Annotated in this window: 21 protein-coding genes and 1 tRNA gene; 11 read left to right on the top strand and 11 right to left on the bottom strand. The window is 66.3% G+C overall.

Annotated features, from left to right (window positions below):
- Positions 1–32 precede the first annotated feature (32 nt).
- Positions 33–452, bottom strand: a complete 420-nt coding sequence (locus BLA15945_RS18210) for an ATP--cob(I)alamin adenosyltransferase (RefSeq protein ID WP_174993063.1) — start codon at positions 450–452, stop codon at positions 33–35.
- A gap of 117 nt (positions 453–569) precedes the next feature.
- Complete coding sequence (locus BLA15945_RS18205; RefSeq protein ID WP_059237463.1) at positions 570–1370, bottom strand: AraC family transcriptional regulator; 801 nt, start codon at positions 1368–1370, stop codon at positions 570–572.
- Between the two features lie 170 nt (positions 1371–1540).
- Between BLA15945_RS18205 and BLA15945_RS18200 the strand changes: the two genes are divergently transcribed.
- Together BLA15945_RS18200 and BLA15945_RS18195 are read left to right on the top strand one after the other, a co-directional pair.
- Positions 1541–2167, top strand: a complete 627-nt coding sequence (locus BLA15945_RS18200; protein ID WP_059237464.1) for a LysE family translocator — start codon at positions 1541–1543, stop codon at positions 2165–2167.
- A 13-nt stretch (positions 2168–2180) separates the two neighbouring features.
- The gene (locus BLA15945_RS18195; RefSeq protein WP_174993062.1) at positions 2181–2930 is read left to right on the top strand and encodes a class I SAM-dependent methyltransferase; all 750 of its coding nucleotides are present in this window, start codon (positions 2181–2183) and stop codon (positions 2928–2930) included.
- A gap of 21 nt (positions 2931–2951) precedes the next feature.
- On the opposite strand, the gene BLA15945_RS18190 is transcribed toward BLA15945_RS18195, so the two are convergent.
- From BLA15945_RS18190 to BLA15945_RS18175, 4 genes are all read right to left on the bottom strand, one after another.
- The gene (locus BLA15945_RS18190; RefSeq protein ID WP_059237466.1) at positions 2952–3641 is read right to left on the bottom strand and encodes a DUF2848 domain-containing protein; all 690 of its coding nucleotides are present in this window, start codon (positions 3639–3641) and stop codon (positions 2952–2954) included.
- 71 nt (positions 3642–3712) lie between these two features.
- Positions 3713–4099 carry a hypothetical protein gene (locus BLA15945_RS18185; RefSeq protein WP_011356002.1) on the bottom strand — a complete coding sequence of 129 codons (387 nt, stop codon included), beginning with the start codon at positions 4097–4099 and terminating at the stop codon, positions 3713–3715.
- Positions 4100–4149: 50 nt separating this feature from the next.
- Entirely contained in the window at positions 4150–5628 is a 1479-nt protein-coding gene (locus tag BLA15945_RS18180) for a 4-hydroxyphenylacetate 3-hydroxylase family protein (RefSeq protein ID WP_059237467.1), read from the bottom strand.
- A gap of 36 nt (positions 5629–5664) precedes the next feature.
- On the bottom strand, positions 5665–6192 hold the full coding sequence (locus BLA15945_RS18175; RefSeq protein ID WP_059240788.1) for a flavin reductase family protein: 528 nt from the start codon (positions 6190–6192) through the stop codon (positions 5665–5667).
- Positions 6193–6466: 274 nt separating this feature from the next.
- Here BLA15945_RS18175 and BLA15945_RS18170 point away from each other — a divergent pair, with 274 nt between their 5' ends.
- On the top strand, positions 6467–7678 hold the full coding sequence (locus BLA15945_RS18170; RefSeq protein ID WP_174993061.1) for an IscS subfamily cysteine desulfurase: 1212 nt from the start codon (positions 6467–6469) through the stop codon (positions 7676–7678).
- 45 nt (positions 7679–7723) lie between these two features.
- Here the strand turns inward: BLA15945_RS18170 and BLA15945_RS18165 are convergent, their stop codons facing one another.
- Positions 7724–8266 carry a MarR family winged helix-turn-helix transcriptional regulator gene (locus BLA15945_RS18165; protein ID WP_059240789.1) on the bottom strand — a complete coding sequence of 181 codons (543 nt, stop codon included), beginning with the start codon at positions 8264–8266 and terminating at the stop codon, positions 7724–7726.
- Positions 8267–8542: 276 nt separating this feature from the next.
- On the opposite strand from BLA15945_RS18165, the gene BLA15945_RS18160 reads away from it, so the two are divergent.
- Positions 8543–9118 (top strand): AidA/PixA family protein, encoded by a 576-nt coding sequence (locus BLA15945_RS18160; protein WP_059237469.1) that lies wholly within the window; start codon positions 8543–8545, stop codon positions 9116–9118.
- A gap of 165 nt (positions 9119–9283) precedes the next feature.
- Here BLA15945_RS18160 and rtcR read toward each other — a convergent pair whose 3' ends face one another.
- Positions 9284–10921, bottom strand: coding sequence for an RNA repair transcriptional activator RtcR (gene rtcR / locus BLA15945_RS18155; RefSeq protein WP_174993060.1), 1638 nt, complete (start codon positions 10919–10921; stop codon positions 9284–9286).
- A gap of 338 nt (positions 10922–11259) precedes the next feature.
- Between rtcR and BLA15945_RS18150 the strand changes: the two genes are divergently transcribed.
- The 4 genes from BLA15945_RS18150 (at position 11260) to BLA15945_RS18135 (ending at position 15458) form a co-directional block, all read left to right on the top strand.
- Positions 11260–11332, top strand: a tRNA-Phe gene (locus tag BLA15945_RS18150).
- A 257-nt stretch (positions 11333–11589) separates the two neighbouring features.
- Positions 11590–12729, top strand: a complete 1140-nt coding sequence (locus BLA15945_RS18145; protein WP_059240790.1) for a slipin family protein — start codon at positions 11590–11592, stop codon at positions 12727–12729.
- Positions 12730–12789: 60 nt separating this feature from the next.
- The gene (locus BLA15945_RS18140; RefSeq protein WP_059240791.1) at positions 12790–14013 is read left to right on the top strand and encodes an RtcB family protein; all 1224 of its coding nucleotides are present in this window, start codon (positions 12790–12792) and stop codon (positions 14011–14013) included.
- Positions 14014–14306: 293 nt separating this feature from the next.
- Positions 14307–15458, top strand: a complete 1152-nt coding sequence (locus tag BLA15945_RS18135; RefSeq protein ID WP_059237471.1) for a DUF1176 domain-containing protein — start codon at positions 14307–14309, stop codon at positions 15456–15458.
- Between the two features lie 9 nt (positions 15459–15467).
- Here the strand turns inward: BLA15945_RS18135 and BLA15945_RS18130 are convergent, their stop codons facing one another.
- The gene (locus tag BLA15945_RS18130) at positions 15468–16136 is read right to left on the bottom strand and encodes an O-methyltransferase (protein WP_059237472.1); all 669 of its coding nucleotides are present in this window, start codon (positions 16134–16136) and stop codon (positions 15468–15470) included.
- Between the two features lie 149 nt (positions 16137–16285).
- Here BLA15945_RS18130 and BLA15945_RS18125 point away from each other — a divergent pair, with 149 nt between their 5' ends.
- Together BLA15945_RS18125 and BLA15945_RS18120 are read left to right on the top strand one after the other, a co-directional pair.
- Positions 16286–17581, top strand: a complete 1296-nt coding sequence (locus BLA15945_RS18125) for an O-acetylhomoserine aminocarboxypropyltransferase/cysteine synthase family protein (protein ID WP_059237473.1) — start codon at positions 16286–16288, stop codon at positions 17579–17581.
- Between the two features lie 162 nt (positions 17582–17743).
- Positions 17744–18469, top strand: coding sequence for a ZIP family metal transporter (locus tag BLA15945_RS18120; protein ID WP_059237474.1), 726 nt, complete (start codon positions 17744–17746; stop codon positions 18467–18469).
- Between the two features lie 14 nt (positions 18470–18483).
- Here the strand turns inward: BLA15945_RS18120 and BLA15945_RS18115 are convergent, their stop codons facing one another.
- Together BLA15945_RS18115 and BLA15945_RS18110 are read right to left on the bottom strand one after the other, a co-directional pair.
- Positions 18484–18987: a hypothetical protein gene (locus tag BLA15945_RS18115; RefSeq protein WP_174993059.1), complete on the bottom strand. Its 504-nt coding sequence runs from the start codon at positions 18985–18987 to the stop codon at positions 18484–18486.
- 66 nt (positions 18988–19053) lie between these two features.
- Entirely contained in the window at positions 19054–19329 is a 276-nt protein-coding gene (locus BLA15945_RS18110) for a DUF4148 domain-containing protein (protein ID WP_059237476.1), read from the bottom strand.
- Between the two features lie 316 nt (positions 19330–19645).
- Between BLA15945_RS18110 and BLA15945_RS18105 the strand changes: the two genes are divergently transcribed.
- On the top strand, positions 19646–20806 hold the full coding sequence (locus BLA15945_RS18105) for a porin (protein WP_059237477.1): 1161 nt from the start codon (positions 19646–19648) through the stop codon (positions 20804–20806).
- The last annotated feature ends 292 nt before the right edge of the window (positions 20807–21098 follow it).

Below are 21098 nucleotides of genomic sequence, written 5' to 3'. Positions count from 1 at the left end.
ACGAAAGCCGCGCGAACGGCGCGGCCGCCGGGTCAGGCGTTCGCCGCCGCGACGCTGCGCGCGGGTTCGGCCAGCAGCCGTTGCGCGAGCGCCAGCGCGTCGTCGCGGCTCGCCGCCGCGTTCAGCGGATAACCCCAGACCTTCTCGAACGTGCCCGAGAACGCATCAAGCGCCGCGCGCCGCGCCGCGTCGGGCTCGATCGCGATCATCGCGGGAATCCATTCGCGCGACTGCGCGCGATTGGCCTTGCTCCACTTCGCGAGCTGCTTGCGCATCTCGTGATCGTTGTCGGCGCGATCGTCGCCGGACGGCGCATCGTCGGTCAGAAGAACGAAGCGTTCGCGGCGCGCCAGCAACGCGTCGAGTTCGGCAATCAGGCGAGCGGGATCGGTATGGGTCGCGCCGCTGTAACGCAGCCAGACGAACGGGAACTCAGTCGTGGTGATTTGCATGTCGGCCTCCAGATGAGAATGGTTCTCATTTTATGGATCGACACTCCATGCGTCATTTCTCATCCCGGCCAACTGCTTTCTCAATCCGGCCAACCGTGCACGGGCGGGCCCGGCCGCTCAGCGTTGCCGATCGGTCAGGAATTGCGTCGGCGGCTTGCCGGTCGCCTTGCGGAACATCGTGACGAAGCTGCTCGCGCTCTCGTAACCGAGGTCGATCGCGATCTGGTGCACGCGGCGGCCGGTCGTCAGCATCCGCAGCGACAGCGCGACGTGCAGCCGCCGGCGCCAGTCGCCGAGGCTCATCCCGAGTTCCTTCGTCGCGAGCCGTGTGAGGCTGCGCTCGCTGATGCCCGCGCGCCGTGCGAGTTCGGGCAGCGGCGACTTGTCGGCCGGATCGTCGAGCAGATGATCGATCAGCTTGCGCAGCCGGCGGTCGGCCGGCATCGGCAGGTATAGATCCTCGACCGGCGCCGCGACGAGTTCGTCGAGCAGCGTCGCCACCAGCCGCCCTTGCGGCCCGTCGACGTCGTACAGGTTCGGGAAGCTCGCCGCCTTCAGCAGCAGTTCGCGCAGCAGCGGCGACATGGCCAGCGTGCAGCAGTGCCTCGGCAGGTCGAGCGCCGCATCGGGTTCGACCAGCACCGCGTAGAAAGTCGCGCCGGCCGAGCCGCGCGCCGCATGCGGCACGTCGCCCGGAATCCAGACCGTACATTGCGGCGGCGCGCTCCATACGCCGCCGTCAATCTCGCAATAGATGACGCCGCTCAGCGTGTAGAGCAACTGCGCCTGGCGATGGCTGTGCCGCTCCAGCCGCCATTCGGGCTCGACGACCGAGCCGCCGAACACGACGAGCGGACGCGGCACGTGATAGACGTCGGCGTCCGCTGCGGGATCGGTAGTCGGTGGAAGCTCGCGCATGGAACGACAGGAGATGGAAAAGGAGGGACACCGGCACCGCGCGTCCTTTCGTGCTTATACCAGAAAGGCAGCGGCGCAGCCGGGCCGTTCGACGGGGCGTCTGCGGCCGCGCGCCGAACCGAATACAATGCCCCGACCCCCTACCGCTGCGCCACCCCGCCGGAGCCGCCATGTTCGACCTGACCACGCTGACCACCTTCACGGCCGTCGTTCTGGGCCTGTTCCTGATCCCCGGCCCCGCCGTGCTGCTCGTGCTGAGCCGCACCGTGCAGGGCGGGCGCAAGACCGGCATCCTCACCGGCCTCGGCGTCGCGAGCGGCGACTTCGTGCACACGCTGTTCGCGGCCGTCGGGCTGTCCGCGCTGCTGATGACGTCGGCGCTCGCGTTCAACGTCGTGAAGCTGGTCGGCGCCGCGTACCTGATCTATCTCGGCGTGCGCGCGCTGCTGGAGAAGGCGTCCGATCCGTCGCTGCCGCAAGTGTCGCCCGTCACGCCGCTCAAGGCCTACCTGCAGGCCATTCCCGCCGAAGTGCTGAATCCGAAGACCGCGCTGTTCTTCCTCGCGTTCATGCCGCAGTTCGTGCATCCGGAGCGCGGCTCGACGTTCGTGCAGTTCGCGGTGCTCGGGCTGATCTTCGTCGTGCTCAGCTCGCTCTACACGACGCTGATCGCGTGCTCGATCCGCCCGCTCGGCCGCATCGTGAAGCGGCTCACGTGGCTCACGCGCTGGCAGGGCAAGATCATCGGCTCGATCTTCATTGCGCTCGGGCTGCGCGTGGCCGTGCAGCAGCGCTGATACCCGCGGCCGCATGACGCCCGACGGCGAAACCCTCTACACCGATCCGCGCCTCGTCGCGCTCTACGACCTGTTCAACGCGGGCGATCGGGACTTCGCGTTCTATGCCGCCGTGATCGGCGCCGCTCCGCAACGCATCCTCGATCTCGGCTGCGGCACCGGCACGTTCGCGCGCCGGCTCGCGGCGGCCGGCCACGACGTCGTCGCGATCGATCCGGCACCGGCGATGATCGACTACGCACGACGCCAGCCGGGCGCCGGCGCCGTGCGCTGGCTCGCAGCCGGACTCGGCAGCCTGCCGCCCGGCGCGCCGTTCGATACGGTCGTGATGACCGGGCATGCGTTCCAGTGCCTGCTGACCGACGACGACATCGACGCGACGCTGCATGGCGTGCGACGCGTGCTCGTCGACGGCGGCCGCTTCCTGTTCGACACCCGCAATCCGCGCGTCGAGCCGTGGCGTGCGTGGACGCCCGCGCATTCGGCACGCAGTGTCGAATCGCGCGACGTCGGCAGCGTGGTTCTCCATCACGCGGTGCGCGCGATCGACAACGCGATCGTGACGTTCGACACGTGCTACCGCTTCGGCCGCGACGATACGCTGCTGACGAACACGAGCCGGCTGCGCTTCATCGCGCAACCCGAACTGCGGGTACGCGTGGCCGCAGCCGGTTTCGCATCGGCCGACTGGTGCGGCGACTGGCAGCATGCCCCGTTCGACGAAGCGACCAGCGCGGAGATCATCGCGATCTGCCGCGCCTGAGTTGCGCGGGCGTCGGCTGCGTCAGCCCGCGACAGGCAGCGTATCCACCGCATACGTATGCCGGATCGTGCGGCCCAGCACCGGATCTTCCAGCTCGACCTCGAACCGCTCGGCCGGCCGAATGCCGCCGATCGCGGCCAGCGTCCCGCACAGCATCGCCGTGCCATCCTCGAAGCGGCCATCGTGGCGCGCAAACTGCGCGAGCAGATCGTCCGGCGTGCGCATCGCCGTCACCTTGCCTTCCTGATACAACACGCGCTCGCCGTCGATCGTCGCATATGCGCGCAGCACGAGCTGATCCCAGTGGCCGGCCACGTCGTCGAACTTCCACAACGTGTTCGCGCACGGCTTCCCGCACATCTGCTTCGATACGGTGATCCCGTACGTCTCGACCTCGCGGTCGGTATGGTCGGACGCGATGCCGACGAAGGTTTCGCCGCCGTCGCGCACCAGCACGAATTCGGCTTCGCCGCTGCTCTGCCCGCCCGAGACCTGGATCGCAGGCGACGGATCGAGGCGATCGGCCGCGACACGGTAGAACACCGGTGTCGTCGCCGGGCGCTTGACGCCGAGCGCTTCGAGTTCGCGGATATGCTTCTCCATGGCGACCGTGTCACGGCCGGTCCAGCCCGCGATCACGAGCGTGTCGATCGCGATCGCGCGCTCGGTGCGGCCGTCGCGACCGTCGATCGCGAACGTGATGGTTTTCATCGAATGCTCCTGGTGGCGGGCAGCGCACGCGCGACGTGCCGCCGCCCGCCGTGTGTCATTGACCGGCCGGCTTACGCCGGATCGTAGTAGTGGATCTCGAGCAGCACGCAGCCGCCGTTCGACTTGAACGGGCCGTGCCATGCGCCGGGCGGCCGCACCGCGTACGTGTAGCCCTTGAACGGCGTGCCGCCGTTGCCGTGCTCGTCGTTGCCGACGGTCAGGTCGCCTTCGACGAGAAAGACTTCTTCCCAGTAGTCGTGCACGAACGGCTTCTTCGTATGCAGTCCGGCCGGCAGGCGCAGCAGGCGCGTGCGGCTGCCGCGCTTGCGCTCGGTGTCGAGCGCACCGGACAGGATCAGTTCCTGCGCGCCGGATGCCGGGTCATAGCCTTCCGGCAGCCGCCAGTCGCGCTGCATGTCCAGCGTATGAAATTCGTCGTGAAGCTTGTTGATGGCCATCTGTCTCTCCTGAATGCGATAGCGGGTGAAATCGGGCGCGACGGGACGCGTCAGGCAGCGCGCGGCGTCGACAGTTCCTGGCTCAGCGAGTAGCTGCCGAGCATCGAATCGACGAGATGCGACGCGCGCTGCCAGTCGTACGTGCGGTACGCATGGCCCTTGGTGACGAACGATGCGCCGGCGTAGAACAGTTCGTACTGGTTGTGGCGCGACGCGAATTCGGAGCCGACGGCGTCCCATGCGAGCTTGAAGAACTTCACGCGATCCTCCGACGAGCACACCGGCGACTTCTGCGTCTTCTCGATGATGCGCAGCAGGTCGGGGTTCTCGAAATCGCGCACGCTGGACGGCAGCATGATCATGCCGCCACCAGCGAGCTCGCGCAGCGTGTTGAGCACCTTCGAATACAGCTGCTGCGTGACGACCTGCGAGCCGTACAGCATGTTGCGGTCGGGCACGTAGAAGCCGTTGACGACGGTGCCCTTCGCCTCCATCCCGTAGACCCACGCCTCGACCATCGACGCTTCGGCCGCGAGCTGCCCCAGCGTCTCGCGCACCTGCGGGAACGTGTTCGTGCCGTTGACCTCGGAGATCTTCAGGCCGAGCCCGACGAGGAAGCGCAGCTTCGTCATCAGGCGTACCTGGCACTGATAGTTCTGGTACACGTGTGCAGGCGTCGCATGGAACTGCTTCGCGCACATCGCCGTATTGCCCGCGACGAAGATCCGCTCCCACGGCACCTTCACGTCGTCGAAATACAGCACCGCATCGTTCTCGTCGAAGCGGCTCGACAGCGGGTTGTCGAACACCGACGTCGCGTTTTCCTCGTACGACTTGCGCGACATGATCTTCATGCCCTTCGCGTTCATCGGCACCGCGAACGACAGCGCGTACATCTCGTCGCCTTCGCGCAGCGGCTGGATGCAGCTGCAGAACACCTCGTTCGCCATGATCCCGCTCGTCGCGAGCATCTTCGCGCCGCGCACCGTGATGCCTTCGGCATCCTGATCGACGATGCCGACCGCGAGGTACTTGTCTTCCTGTTCGTGCGCCGGCTTCGACTGGTTCGCCTGCGGATTCACGATCACGTAGGTCAGGAACAGGTCGTTGTCCCGCGCATAGCGGTAGTAATCGCGCAGCGCACCCGCACGCGCCGGGTCGTATTGCTCGAACACCTCGACGCCCATGACCATGCCCGACAGGCATGACGCGACGTGATCGGGCGAGCGGCCCATGAAGCCGTAATGCAACTCCGACCACGCTTCCAGCGCGGCACGGCGTTCGACGAGTTCGTCATAGGACGTCGGCAGTTGCCAGATCCGGCTGACGCGGTTGCCCGTGTCGGGCGACACGAACGTCATCTTCTCGACGTTCTCGTCGCGTGCCTGGTAGTCGTACAGGCTTGCGTAGCTGCGGATCGAATTGCGGAATGCCGCGTGCGCGGTCACATCGCCGACCGGCTGGCCGTTCAGGTAGACCTGCCGCCCGTCGCGCAACGACGCGATGTGCTGAGTCCCGTTCTTGATCATGATGTCCTCCTGGGTGGAATGAATCGTGGGTCGCGTTCACACGGACGGCGCATGCGCGCCGTCGAGCGTGCGATAGCGGCCGCCGAAGAAGATCAGCGGGCGCCCTTCCGAGCGCACGCGGTGCCGCGTCACGCGGCCGACGAAGATCACGTGGTCGCCGCCGTCGTATTGCGCATAGGGCGCGCATTCGAAGGTCGCGAGCGCATCGGGCAGCAGCACCGCGCCGTCGTCGTCCGCCGCGCCGGCGCGCCAGCCCCACTTGTCGCCGTTCGTCTTCGCGAAGCAGTTCGACAGGTGCTGCTGCGTCTCGTCGAGCACGTTGACCGCGTAACCGTCCGCACCGGCCAGATCGCCGAGGCTCAGGCTGCGGCGGTCGACCGAGAACAGGATCAGCGGCGGGTTCAGCGACACCGAATTGAACGACGCGACCGTGATGCCGACCGGCACCCTCTCTTTGCGCGGTGCGGTAATCACCGCGACGCCCGTCGCGAACATCGACAGCGCGGTGCGAAAGCACCGCTGCTCGTCGGCGCCCGCGCCGGTTCCGGCATGGTTCTCGCTCATCTCTTCCTCCTTGGGTTGCATCGCCGGATTCCGCTGCGGAATCCAGCCCAACAAAGCACCGTCATTTAGCTTTGTTATTTAGCTTTTATTAAATGTAAACACAAAGACGGATTCAAGTTGTCGTAAACCCTGACCTTAAAAGCTTTATTTGAAAGACAACCCTACTGGCGTGATGGATGTTGCGTGGCGCCCGCGAATGTCCACGTACACTGCGCCAACCGTATTCCCCGGCTTTCGCGACCCGCGAGAGACACAGCTTTCCGGAGCCTTTTCGATGCAATCCCGTCCGATCTACATGGACTACAGCGCGACGACGCCCGTCGATCCGCGCGTGGTCGACAAGATGGTGCCGTTCCTGCACGAGCAGTTCGGCAACCCGGCTTCGCGCAGCCACAGCTATGGCTGGGACGCCGAGCAAGCCGTCGAGGAAGCGCGCGCGCACGTTGCCGCGCTGCTCGGCGCCGACCCGCGCGAAATCGTGTGGACGTCCGGCGCGACCGAAGGCAACAACCTGGCGATCAAGGGCGCCGCGCACTTCTACCAGGGCCGTGGCAAACACCTCGTCACGGTGAAGACGGAGCACAAGGCCGTGCTCGATACGTGCCGCGAACTCGAGCGCCAGGGTTTCGACGTCACGTACCTCGACGTGCGGGAGGACGGCCTGGTCGATCTCGATGCGTTGCAGCAGGCGCTGCGCGCCGACACGATCCTGGTATCGGTGATGCTCGCGAACAACGAAACGGGCGTGATCCAGCCGGTGGCCGACATCGGCGCGCTGTGCCGCGCGCGCGGCATCGTGTTCCACTGCGACGCCGTGCAGGCGGCCGGCAAGATTCCGGTGGACGTGAATGCGCTGAATGTCGACCTGCTGACGGTGACCGCGCACAAGGTGTATGGCCCGAAGGGGATCGGCGCGCTGTACGTACGCCGCAAGCCGCGCGTGCGCATCGAAGCGCAGATGCACGGCGGCGGCCACGAGCGCGGCATGCGTTCGGGCACCCTGCCGACGCATCAGATCGTCGGCATGGGCGAAGCGTTTCGGCTTGCGAAGGAAGAGATGGGGGAAGAAAGCCGCCGCGTCGGTGCATTGCGCGACCGGCTGCTCGCCGGCCTGTCGACGCTCGACGAGGTGTACGTGAACGGCGATCTGGCGCACCGGATTCCGCACAACCTGAACGTCAGCTTCAACTTCGTCGAAGGCGAATCGCTGATCATGGGGATCAAGGGCGTCGCGGTGTCGTCAGGTTCCGCGTGTACGTCGGCGTCGCTGGAGCCGTCGTACGTGCTGCGTGCGCTCGGCCGCAGCGACGAACTCGCACACAGCTCGATCCGCTTCACGCTCGGCCGCTTCACGACCGAAGCCGAAGTGGACAGCGTGATTGCTCAGGTGTGCGACACCGTCGGCAAGCTGCGCGCGCTGAGCCCGCTGTGGGACATGCATCTGGAAGGGGTCGATCTCGATACGATCGAGTGGGCCGCGCACTGAGCGAGCGTGCGCCGCGACGTCGCGCCGGCCTGCGGCCGGCGTGCGTCAGCCTTTTTCCTGGCGTGCGATCATGTGCGCGAGGTCGAGCGTCGCGCGATCTCCGTTGGTGACAAGGCGGTCGATCACCGAGCACAGCACCTTGAATTCGGTCTTGGTCACGCCCTCGAACAGCACGTTGTTGATACGCTGCTGGGTCGGCGCCAGCGCCTTCAGCAGCTTCGTACCGGCCGGCGTGACCGTGAGCCGCATCTTGCGCTTGTCGTCCGGGTCCGCGCGCTTGTCGATCAGGCCGAGCTTCTTGAGCTTGCCGGTCTCGATCGTCACGAACGCGCCGCTCAGGTGCAGGTGGTCCGCCAGGCGGTTGACGGTCACGACGTCGTCGTGGGACAGGTGCGCGACCGATACGAGCAGCGAATACTGGATGCCGGTGAGCCCGGCAATCGAGCCGAAGCCGTCGCGCACCGACAGCAGGCGGGCCGCGAACGGCAGCAGCCCGTTGATCAGGTGGCGGAATTCCGTGTCCGTGCCGTCGATCAGGCAGGCCGGGTGGGTAATGGTCAGAACGGACTCCTCTTGCTGCTTGGCCATGACGTCGACGCTCCGTGCAGTCATGCGAATTTAGCTTTGAAACGAAATTATACGGCAAAGGCACATGCGCTCCCGGCCGGGCCGCCGCGGACTGCGGCGGCCATTGCTCCGCCGAACTGTAATCGCGTGTAATCGATTCGCGTGCCCATTACGCCTACGCTGCCAGCACCCCTTCACCCGATTCGGATTCTTCCAGGAAGAAGACTATCGACCTGAAAGGGACGCTGGCGCCGCAGGCGCCCTCACTTGGCACATCATTTCTCTTCGGAGCGAATCATGGGACACCGCGAAATTCTGGCCGGCGCACCGGCGACCATCGAGATCGTCACGCTGTTCGACGTCGAGCTGATTCTGCACGACTTCAAACCCGTGGGTAACAAGACGCCTCAGACCGCCATCTGGCTCCCTCACGGGCCCGCCTCGGTGAAGTATGCGTACATGGTTGCACCCGAGGAGTATGTGAAGCCTTCGACGAATGCGACGCCGGACATCTCGATCTACGGCTTGAGCGGCGACACGGTTCGCTGGCGCGGCCTCTCGTTCAGCGGGAACGTCAATCACGCGGGAGCGCTGGTTGCGGTCGAGCCGAACGGCGCCTCCAAAGTCCTCAAGTTCCAGGGCCCGCCGAACGATGTTCCGGGATCCTATCTTGCGTACAACATCGACAAGAAGGAACCCTACGATCTCAAGAATTTCCTGGACAACCGCGTCAGCGCTTCCGTTGTCGGTTACGGTACCGATCAATACATCGTGACCTTCTACGCAATGGAGGTCGACCGCAGGACCGGGGAGATCGATTATGCAAAATCCGGATACTACAAGTGGGATCCGGAAGTGACCTGCCTCGCCTGAAGCGATCTCCGACCGACGCGGGGGCGATGATGCCTCACCAATCGCCCCCGCGGATGAAGCAGCCCCTTTTTTAGAGAGAAGGTCCCCTGCGGCCAGCCGCCCTGACCGGCGGCTGGCCGCAGGCCGCTCGTGCCGGCCGCTCCGACGGCTTGCGAAGTAACGCCGCTAACGCCCGCCGGCCGACGGAACACCCCGGTCGAGCACCTGCCTCACCGCCTCCCAATCCAGCCCGAACCGCGCAAGATACTTGCGCAGGCGGTCCGCATCGTTCGGTTGCCGCTTGCTCTGCCGCGACACCGCAAACAGCGTGCGCCCGGCCTCCGACAGGCTCGCCGATGTGCGGCACACGTCGAGCACGCGTTCGAGCTGCACACGGTCGAACAGGTCGAGTTCCGCCGCACGCGTACCGAACACCGCGTCGACGCACGGTTCCGACCCGCCCGCACCGCCCGGCGGCGACCACGTGCGCGTCAGCCGCTCGACCTCCTGCTCGGCGAGTTCCTCGGTAATCCGCCCTGCATCGGCCAGCGTCGCCATCCGCGTGACCGACGCCGACAGTTCGCGGAAGTTGCCGGCCCACGCCGCGCGCGGTGACGCCGCGAACGCGAGATAGCGCCGCTTCGCCTCCACGTTGAATCGCACCTGCTCGCCCTGCTCGCGGCCAAAGCGGTCGAGTTCGAATTCGAGGTTCGGCTCGATGTCCTCGCGGCGCTCGGCCAGCCCTGGCAATTCGTAGGTCCAGAGATTGATCCGCGCATAGAGATCCTCGCGGAACGTGCCGGCCGCCACCATCTGCCGCAGGTCGCGGTGCGTACCTGCAATCAGCTCGAAATCGCTGGTCGCCTCGACGTCCGCGCCGACCGGCAAGAAGCGTTTCTCCTCGATCGCCTTCAGCAGCATGGCCTGCTCGTCGAGCCCGAGTTCGCCGATTTCGTCGAGAAACAGCAGCCCGCCGTCCGCGGCGCGCAGCAGCCCCGCGCGTGCCGACTGCGCGCCCGTGAACGCGCCTTTCACGTGACCGAACAGCGTCGACATCGCCGCGTCGCCGCGCAGCGTCGCGCAATTGATCTCGATGAACGGCCCCGCGAGCCGATGGCGGCCGCGTTTCAGCTCGTACACGCGTTTCGCGAGAAACGACTTGCCGGCGCCCGTCGGCCCGACCAGCAGCATCGGCGCGCGCGAACGCACGGCCACGCGCTCCAGCTGTTCGATCAGCGCATTGAAGCGCGCGTTGCGTGTCGCGATGCCGGCCTTCAGGAACGACACCGTTTCATCGCGCTCGCGCGTGAAACGCTGCGCGATCCGGTTGTAGCGCGACAGGTCGAGATCGATCACCGATATCGTGCCCGGCCCGCTCGGCCCTTCGTCGGTGCGCTGCGGCGGCCCCGTCTGCACGAGGCGCGCGGGCAGGTAGCGCGCTTCCGCCAGCAGGAACCAGCAGATCTGCGCGACGTGCGTGCCGGTCGTGATGTGGATCAGGTAGTCCTCGTGCTCGAGGTCGAACGGATACGCGCGCGCGAAGTCGTGCAGCGTCGCGTAGACCTTCTCGAAATCCCATGGATCGTGGAGCGTGACGGGCGTAAGCCGCACGTCGGTATGCGGCGACAACTGCGCGAGATCGTCCCGCACGTGACTGGCGAGACGCACGTACTCCTGCGGATACAGCAGTTCGAGCCGGTCGATCGGCAGGTCGGGATGCTCGCACAGCGAAATCGTCGGCCGCCATTTCGGGTAGCGGCGCGCGGTGCGGTCGCCCTGATCGAGCACGGTACCGAGGAAACCGATGGCAACGGTCTTTCGCATGCTTATCTCATGGGATAAAAAACGATCAGATTGTATCGGAAATTCATCATGACGCGAGACGGAAGGCATCGACACCCAACGCAGCCCATCAAATAAAACTCCTTTATTTTCAATGAATTAAAAAATATCCCGAGCGCAAACACACCCGCTGGCACGCTCCTCGCTAAATAGAACACGCCGGATGTCCCGCTGGCCCTCGAGCCAGGGTTCCAACGCCCTGCTGGTGCGCCGCCGCCGAACCTCGTTCGTCGCGGCAGCGCATGCCGCCATGGACAGATGAAGGCAAAAGGGGCGCGCGCCAGGATGCCTCGTCCGGGTTCGAATCCCGGAGCGCCCATTGTTCGGAAGCTCAGCCAGGTGGAGCAGCCGGCGAAAGCCGGCCGGCGGCGGGTTCGAATCCCGCTCGAACACTGTCCGCAAGGACAGTCTTGTGATGAAAGCAGTACCCGCCGGTGCGGGCCGACAGGCCCGCCGCGCGTCGGACCGGTTGCGGTTCCGCGCGATCGGCCGGGCGGCCGCACGGCCCGCGCGAATGCGCACGACGACGCGATGCAGGATGCGTCATCGTGGGCTTCGACGCCGGCCAGCGCGCCGCCCGCCCGATTGCGTCGCACCCCGATTCGCACGATGCGCGTCACCCGGCGGTCATTGAAAAAAAGGACAAAAATATGTGGAAGCGTCATGTAGTGAAAAAGAACGAGCGCGCGCTGCTGATGAGCGAAGGCGATTTCGTCAAGGTGCTGGAACCGGGCGTGTTCAAGGCCTTCGATCCGCTCAAGCGCCTGTCGGTGCAGACCGCGCGTCTCGATGCGCCGCTCGCCGACGCGGCGCTGGCCGACTACCTGCGTCACGACGCACCGGACGTGCTCGCGCAGTACTTCGTCGCGATGGATCTCGCCGACGATGAAGCGGGCCTGCGCTATGAAGACGACGTGCTCGTCGAGATCCTGGCGCCCGGCACGCGCCGGCTGTACTGGCGCGGCCTGGCCGAGCATCGCCTCGAACGCGTCGACCTCGCGCAGCACAGCATGCTGCCGGCCGCGCTCGTGAAGCGCATCGCTCAACCGGCGCTGCGTGCGCGCGGCGTGGCGGGCCTGACGGGCGTGCTGCTGGCGCAGGTGCCGGCGTACCACGTCGGCGTGCTGAAGATCGACGGCAAGATCGAGCGGTTGCTGGACGCGGGTACCTCGGCGTTCTGGCGCTTCAACCGCGACATCGCGGTCGAACTCGTCGACCTGCGCCTGCAGGCGATCGAAGTCGGCGGACAGGAAATCCTGACGCGCGACAAGGTTGCGCTGCGGCTGAACCTGTCGGCGACGTGGTGCTATGCGGACGTGCTGCATGCGTTCGGCCGGCTGCAGAAGCCGGTCGAGCACCTGTATCGCGAGCTGCAGTTCGCGCTGCGGTCGGCGGTCGGCACGCGCTCGCTCGACGAGCTGCTGGAGGACAAGCAGTCGATCGACGAGGTCGTGATCGCGCAGGTGCGCGCCCGTCTCGGCGATTCGGGCGTGGACGTGCGCAGCGTCGGCGTGAAGGATATCGTGCTGCCGGGCGACATGAAGGCGATCCTCGCGCAGGTGGTCGAAGCGGAGAAATCCGCGCAGGCGAACGTGATTCGCCGCCGCGAGGAAACGGCGGCCACGCGTTCGCTGCTGAACACCGCGAAGGTGATGGAAGAAAACCCGACCGCGCTGCGGCTCAAGGAGCTGGAAACGCTCGAGCGCGTCGCGGAACGGATCGACCGCATCTCGGTGTTCGGCGGTCTCGACCAGGTGCTGAACGGACTCGTCAGCATCAAGGGCACGTAATGCAGGACACGGCGCGGCACACGTGTGCCGCGCCGGATAACGGAATGAATGGTGAAGCAAATGAATGACATGGGTTATCAGGTGATGGAACTGGCGGGCGGCAAGCCGGTGAAGATGTGGACGCAGGGTGTCGCCGTCGAGGACGAAGCGCGCGCGCAGCTGCGCAACACCGCGCAGATGCCGTTCGTCTTCAGCCACATCGCGGTGATGCCGGACGTCCACCTCGGCAAGGGTTCGACGATCGGCAGCGTGATTCCGACGAAGGGCGCGATCATCCCGGCCGCGGTCGGCGTCGACATCGGCTGCGGGATGATGGCCGCGCGCACGACGCTGACCGCGTCCGATCTGCCGGACTCGCTCGCGGGGCTGCGCAGCGCGATCGAACGCGCCGTGCCGCACGGCCGTGCGCCGGGCCGCCGCGATCCGGGCGCGTGGGGCGACCGCACGCCGGCCGCCGTGACCGAATCGTGGAAGTCGCTGCAACCGGGCTTCAAGCGGATCGTCGACAAGTATCCGAAGCTGGAAAAGACGAACCACTACGCGCATCTCGGCACGCTCGGCACCGGCAACCATTTCATCGAAGTGTGCGTCGACGAAGCGGACCACGTGTGGTTCATGCTGCACAGCGGCTCGCGCGGCGTCGGCAACGCGATCGGCAGCCTGTTCATCGAACTCGCGCAGGCCGACATGCGTCAGCACATCGCGAACCTGCCGGACCGCAACCTCGCGTATTTCACCGAAGGCAGCCGGCACTTCGACGATTACGTCGAAGCGGTCGGCTGGGCGCAGGACTACGCGCGGCGCAACCGGCAGGCGATGATGGACGCGGTGATTGCCGCGGCACGCGGCGTGATCGCGAAGCCTTTCGCGGTCGACGAGCACGCGGTGAACTGCCACCACAACTACGTGCAGCGCGAACGCCACTTCGGCGAAGACGTGCTCGTGACGCGCAAGGGTGCGGTGTCCGCGCAGAAGGGGCAACTGGGGATCATTCCGGGCTCGATGGGCGCGAAGAGCTTCATCGTGCGCGGGCTCGGCAACCCGGAAAGCTTCTGCTCGTGCAGCCACGGCGCAGGCCGGACGATGAGCCGCACCGAAGCGAAGCGGCGCTTCACGGCCGACGACCAGGCCAAGGCCACGCAGGGTGTCGAATGCCGGAAGGACGCGGGCGTCGTCGACGAAATCCCGATGGCCTACAAGGACATCGACGCGGTGATGGCGGCCCAGCGCAGCCTCGTCGAAGTGGTGCACACGCTGCGCCAGGTGGTATGCGTGAAGGGATAGCGCGGTGCGGCGTGTCGATGCGCGACACGTTCCCGCGCGATGCCATCGACTGTCGATGAAAAGCAAACGGCGCGGTGCTTTCGGGCATCGCGCCGTTGGTCCATTTGCAGCTGTCGCTGCGCGGCCGGCAACGCGCGTACCCGCACGTTACGGGCCGTCGCATCAAGCGCCGCCCGTTGCAGCGGTATACTTGATGCCGTTCGCGCCGCTGCACTCGACCTGCACCGCTTGCCGACGATGCGCTTGCAGTCCGGCATCTTCCGCCCGCCCTTTCACCGTCGATACGAACCGTCATGCCGCACCGCTTTTCGCTTGCCCTCGCCGTCCTCCTCGCCGCCTCCCCGATCGCCGCACAGGCCCGCCCGCTCGCGCGGCCGCCGATCGAGCGCGATTTCAAGAGCTGGTCGGTCGTCTGCGACAACGGCAATCGCTGCGTGGCCGAGAGCCACACGGACGATATCGACGATGCACGCCCCGCCGTCATCCTGCGCGTGACGCGCGATGCCGGCCCCGATGCGCAACCGTCGCTCGATCTCTACGCGTCGGCGCCGCTGGACCTGCGTACCGCACGCGTCGACGGCCGCCCGTTCGATGCCGCCCCGGCCCAATGGCATGCATTCGGCGACAAGACCGATGACGAAGCGCACCCGCTGCGGATCCGCACGAACGATCCGGCAACGGTGGCCGCCTGGCTTTCTGCATCGCGCAATGCGCAACTGCTGAGCTTCGGCGATCCGGCGTCGGCACACAGCGCGCGTACGCCGTTGTCGGGGTTGAATGCCGCGCTGCTGCTGATCGACGATACGCAGGGCCGCGTCGGCACGGTCACGGCGCTGCTGCGCCCCGGCACCAGGCCTGCGTCGTCGGTGCCGGCCGCGCCCGCATTGCCCCCCGCCGTCACGCCGGCGCCGCCGCCCGCCGCGAACCTGTCGGCGGCAGAACAGCGTCCGCTCGTCGACGCGGTGCTCGCGAAATTCGGCGCCGACGTGAAGCAATGCGCGGCCGATGTCGAAGACGAAATGTCGGCAAGCGATCGCCGCAAGGCATCGACGGCCGTGGCGATCTCCGCCGACGAGGCACTCGTCGCGATCCCGTGCCAGACCAGCAGCATGTATAACCACACCGACCTGTGGTATCGCATCCGCCGCACCGCACCATACGCGCCGACGGCGATGAACTTCGGCGAAAACGCGAACGCGGGCCTCGATTCGCCGTCGTTCCCGAATGAACTGACCGAGGCCGGCTACGATCCGGCCAGTGCGATGCTGTCGAGCAAGGTCCGGTTGCGCAGTGCCGGCGATTGCGGTTCGACCGCATCGTGGATCTTCGACGGCCGGCGCTTCCTGCTCGACGACATCGCGACACACGGCACCTGCAACGGCCTGTTCCAGGACCAGTGGCCGCGCCTGTATCGCCGCGCCGACGCGGCTGCTAGCGCGCACTGACGCATCAGGTCACGCGCCGACGATCGAGATCGAGAACCCGTCCCAGCCCTTCTGACCGACCGTCTGCACGGCCGTCGTCGTGAGCGCCGGCTCGGCGACGAGGCGCGCGAACCCGTCGCGCACGCCGACCACGTCGGGCTCGCGATTGTCCGGATCGGCCACGCGCCCGCGCCGCACGACGTTGTCGACGACGATCACCGTGCCGGGCCGCGACAGCTTCAGCGCAGCGTCGAGATAGATCGCGTTGTTGTCCTTGTCCGCATCGATGAAGATGAAATCGAACGGCGCCTCACCGGCGTCGACGAGCCGCGCAAGGCTGTCCTTCGCGCTGCCGACCACCACCGACACGACGTCCGCGAACCCGGCGCGCGCAATGTTCTGCGTCGCAACCTTCGCATGGCCGGGGTTCAGTTCGAGCGTCACGAGCGAGCCGCCGGGCGGCAATGCGCGCGCGAGCCAGATCGTGCTGTAGCCGCCGAGCGTGCCGACCTCGAGGATGCGGCGCGCGCCGCGGATCGTCGCGAGCAACTGCAGCAGCTTGCCCTGGTTCGGCGCGACGTTGATCGCGGGCAACCCGGCCGCGTCGCTTGCCGCCAGCGCCGCGTCGAGCGCGTCGTCGGACGGCACGAGCGTCGCGGAAAAATACGCATCCACCTGATTCCACTGATCCTGATCCATCGCGCACCTTTCGTCTGCGGAAAAACGCATTCTATTCGCCGCGCCTCCATAAGCAACAAACCATTCGTTCTAAGGACAGCAGCGCGCGTGCTCCTATAATCGCCGGACGGCAGGACCCCTCGACCTTCACAACAACAAACGGAGCACCCATGACCGATCAGGCCAATTCGAACTGGCGTCTCGAAACCATCGCCGTGCACGGCGGCTATCGTCCCGACCCGACCACGCGCGCGGTCGCCGTTCCGATCTACCAGACCGTTGCGTACGCATTCGACGATACGCAGCACGGCGCCGACCTGTTCGACCTGAAGGTCCAGGGCAACATCTACACGCGGATCATGAACCCGACGACGGACGTGCTCGAGCAGCGGATCGCCGCACTCGAGGGCGGCATCGGCGCGCTCGCGCTTGCCTCGGGCCAATCCGCCGTCACGTACGCGATCCAGACGATCGCCGAAGCCGGCGACAACATCGTGTCCGCGAGTTCGCTGTACGGCGGCACCTACAACCTGTTCGCGCATACGCTGCCGCAATACGGGATCACCACGCGCTTCGCCGATCCGCGCGACCCCGCGTCGTTCGAACCGCTGATCGATGCACGCACGAAGGCGATCTTCGCGGAATCGGTCGGCAACCCGCTCGGCAACGTCACCGACATCGCCGCGCTCGCGGAAGTCGCGCATCGCCACGGCATCCCGCTGATCGTCGACAACACGGTGCCGTCGCCCTACCTGCTGCGCCCGTTCGAGCATGGCGCGGACATCGTCGTGCACTCGCTGACGAAGTATCTCGGCGGGCACGGCACGAGCCTCGGCGGCGCGATCGTCGATTCGGGCAAATTCCCGTGGGCCGAACACGCGGACCGCTTCAAGCGGCTGAACGAGCCGGACGTCAGCTATCACGGCGTCGTCTATACGGAAGCGTTCGGGCCGGCCGCGTATATCGGCCGCGCGCGCGTGGTGCCGCTGCGCAACATGGGCGCGGCGATCTCGCCGTTCAACGCGTTCCAGATCCTGCAGGGCATCGAGACGCTGGCGCTGCGCGTCGAACGGATCAGCGACAACGCGCTGAAGATCGCGCAGCATCTCGCGCGCCACGAGCACGTTGAATGGGTGAACTACGCGGGCCTGCCCGACCATCCCGACCATCCGCTCGTCGCACGCTACCTGTCGGGCCGCGCGCCGGGCATCCTGACGTTCGGCGTGAAGGGCGGCCGCGACGGCGGGGCGAAGTTCCAGGACGCGCTGATGCTGTTCACGCGGCTCGTCAACATTGGCGATACGAAGTCGCTCGCGACGCACCCGGCATCGACGACGCACCGTCAGCTGTCGCCAGCCGAGCTCGCAAAAGCCGGCGTGAAGGAGGAAACGGTACGGCTGTCGATCGGCATCGAGCATATCGACGACCTGCTCGCCGATCTCGACCAGGCGCTCGCGCAGCTTTGACCGGAACGGACGCGCCGGCTCGCCGGCGCGTCCCGCATCAAACATCTTGACCTTGAAGCGGCTTCAAGGTGTTCAATCCCCGGTTGATGCCGGGGCGACGCCCGGCGCGTACGATCGTGCAACGCAGCCTGCGCTGCGGCACGCCCACCGCCGAGACGCCTCATGACACCGACCGCGAAGCTTGCACTGCTCACGTTACCGCCCGTGCTGGCGGCCTGTTTCGGCGCCCTCGCGGCCGCGTGGCGCGCGCCCGGCCCGAAAACGTCGAGCGTCATCCAGCATTTCACCGGCGGCATCGTGTTCGCCGCCGCGGCGCTCGAGCTGCTGCCGCAGGACCGCGCGCATGCGCTGTTTCCGGTCGTCGTCGGGTTCGTGCTCGGCATCGCGCTGATGCTCGCGATCCGCGCGCTGTCGGGCGCGATCGAGACGCGCTACGAGGAAGCGCGCTTGCCCGTGAGCCTGATCATCGTCACCGCGATCGACCTCGTCGTCGACGGCCTGGTGCTCGGCATCGCATTTTCCGCGAGCGACGAAAGCGGCATCATCCTGACCGTCGCGCTGACGCTCGAAGTGCTGTTCCTCGCGCTGTCGGTCAGCGCGGCGCTTGCCGCCGCAGGCATCGGCCGGATGCTGTCGATCGTCGTGCCGGTCGGGCTCGCGGCGCTGCTGAGCATCGCGGCCGTGGCCGGCAACGCGGCGTTTGCCGGCCTGCCGGCCAACATCTACGCCGCATTGCTGGGGCTCGGCACCGTCGCGCTGCTGTACCTCGTGACCGAAGAACTGCTGGTCGAAGCGCACGAGGTGCCCGAAACGCCGTTCGCGACGGCGGCGTTCTTCATCGGCTTCATCGTGTTCTTCCTGATCGAAGGATCAGTGAAGGCAGGATAAGCCGTACGCGCCGGCTACCACGTCGTCGCGCCCGTCGGATACGTCTCGACGATACGCGTGCCGTTCACGGGCGTGACGCCCTCGTTGCGCAGTGCGGTCCACAGGTCGATCGCATGTTCGCGCGACTTGCGGCTGCCGTCGTCGGTCAGCACGTTCAGCGCGATCACTTCGTCGCGCGTCGTCAGCTGCAGTTGTTCCTTGAGCTTGCGCGACTGATGCGACGCAGTGCGGACGTCACCGAGCACGATCCGTTTCTCCGCCGTGGCCGGCTCGCTTCCCGCATCGGCCGGCACGAACGTCAGCCGGCCGTTGTCGACCTCGCACTGTCCGCGCGAAAACGTCGCGGTCCATGCGCCCGCCGGCACGGCCGCCAATTCGCAGCGCATCCGCTCGTTCGCACGCTGGCCGACGTCGTGTGCCGGCGCGTGCGACAGCGCCCGCTCCGGCCAGCCGGCCGCCATCGCGGCGCTCGACATCAGGCATGCCGCCAGCACGATTCCCTTCGCGATATCGCGCATGACACTCTCCTCTGCATGATTGAATCCGGCCGGCGGGCTTCAGCCCGGCCGACCGCGAATGATTGATCAAAGCACCGCGAAGCGGTTGTCGTGTGCATCGACCATTGGCGCTTTCTCGCCACGATGCACCGTCGAACGATGGATTTCCTGATTGCGCGCGACGGTGGCCGGGCTCGCCGGGTAGTCGTGATTCGGGCTCGGAATCACGCCGTCGTGGCGCGCGCGCACCAATTCCTGAATCACCTCCTGACGACTCTTCGGCTGCGCCGACACGGCCTGCGAGAAGGCGGAAATCGACAGTGCGGCAACGGCGACGGCGATCATCGGGCGCGGAATGTTCATGGTGTTTGCTCCTTGCGGGAGAGGCGTGACAGGAGCCTTCACTGTGATCCGGCGACGGTGCGGAATCGTGATCGCCGCATGACGGTTTCGTCACCGGCCCAACATCTCCTGCATCGCAGTGCAAACGAAGTTTCGCGCATTTTTCGTCGCTCATGACACCGCGATGACATTTTTCTCATTTGTCCCTCACCTCCACGATTCGAACGCTTTCCAGAATCGCCAGCGCGATCGCGATATTTCGGCCTGCCGCCACAAGGCTCGGCATCGGAATCGATGCGATGCACGAAACGATCTTCTTGAACCTCAGGGGCACACCATGAAAACTCCAGTTCGGCTCGTCATGATGTCGGGCACGCTGCTCGCAGCCACCCACGCGGCTCACGCGACGGAAGTCACGCTCTACGGCCTGTTCGATACGTCGCTCACGTATGTATGGAACGCCAATGCGGACGGCAAGAATCTCGTTGGCCTCGGCAACGGCAATCTGCTCGGCAACCGCTTCGGCGTGAAAGGCGCGGAAGATCTCGGGGGCGGCCTGAAAGCGGTCTTCACGCTGGAAAACGGCTTCAACCCGAACACCGGCGCGCTCGGGCAAGGCAACCGGATGTTCGGGCGGCAGGCGTTCGTCGGCCTCGAAAGCGCGCGCTGGGGCACGCTGACGCTCGGTCGCCAGTACGATGCGCTCGCCGATGTCGCGTGGCCCGTCACCGGCGACTTCTACTTCGGCAGCGTGTACGCAACGCCCGGCGACGTCGACAACTACGACACCTCGTCGCGAACCGACAACGCGGTGAAGTACACGTCGCCCGTGATCGGCGGATTCCAGTTCGTTGGCATGTATGCGCTCGGCGGTGTGGCCGGCAAGAGCGGCGCCGGGCAAACCTGGTCGGCCGGCCTTTCATACAGCAACGGCCCGGTCGATGTCGCGGGCGGCTACTACTACGCGGCCAACCGGTCTTCGCTCGCCAACGGCATCCGGACCGGCTGGAACGGCACCTCCGACGGCACGTTCGACGGTTCGCTGGTCAATGGCGGCTACATCTCCGCGAAATCGATCGGCATCGCGCGCGGTGCATTGCGCTACAACTTCGCGCCGTTCGCGGTCGGCATCGACTACAGCAATGCGCTGTACAAGGCCGATGCGATGTCCGCGTTCCGCAGCACGCAGAAGTACGACACCGCGCGCGGCTTCTTCAATTACCAGGCGACGCCCAGCCTGCTCGTCGGCCTGGGCTACAGCTACACGCGTGCCCGCGGCGATACGAGCGCGACCTACCATCAGGTGTCCGCCGGCGCCGACTATGTGCTGTCGAAGCGCACCGATCTCTATGCGGTCGGTGCGTGGCAACGTGCGAACGGGGAACAGCGCACGCTCGATGGCGGCACGCAAACGGCGCAGGCGTCGATCGGTTCGTATGGCTATGGCGGCACGCGCACGCAGGGCATCGTCAATCTCGGGTTGCGTCACCGGTTCTGAGCGCGGCCGCCGCCCATGCGCGCCGCGTGACGAAAATTTCATGTTCCGATCAGGTTCACGATGCGTCTCGCCGCTACGATCGGAACGGTAACGGGCCACGCCCGTTCCCACCCACGCAGCGGGTCGATGCCGCACGGCACGATCACGCGTTAGGCCCGGGCTCGTCGAGTGCCGGGCTTTTTTTTGGTTCATCGCAGGAAACCGTGGAGCCTTGAAGAGCGATTGCGTAACCTGACGCCTGACTTTATGGAGGTCAGGAGGCAGAATTGCTCGATCGCAAGGCACTTCAGGC

Origin of the sequence: Burkholderia arboris (assembly GCF_902499125.1) — a bacterium.
Taxonomy (GTDB): domain Bacteria; phylum Pseudomonadota; class Gammaproteobacteria; order Burkholderiales; family Burkholderiaceae; genus Burkholderia; species Burkholderia arboris.
The sequence above is the reverse complement of the archived record's forward strand: the minus strand, read 5'-3'. Positions and strand labels throughout refer to the sequence as shown.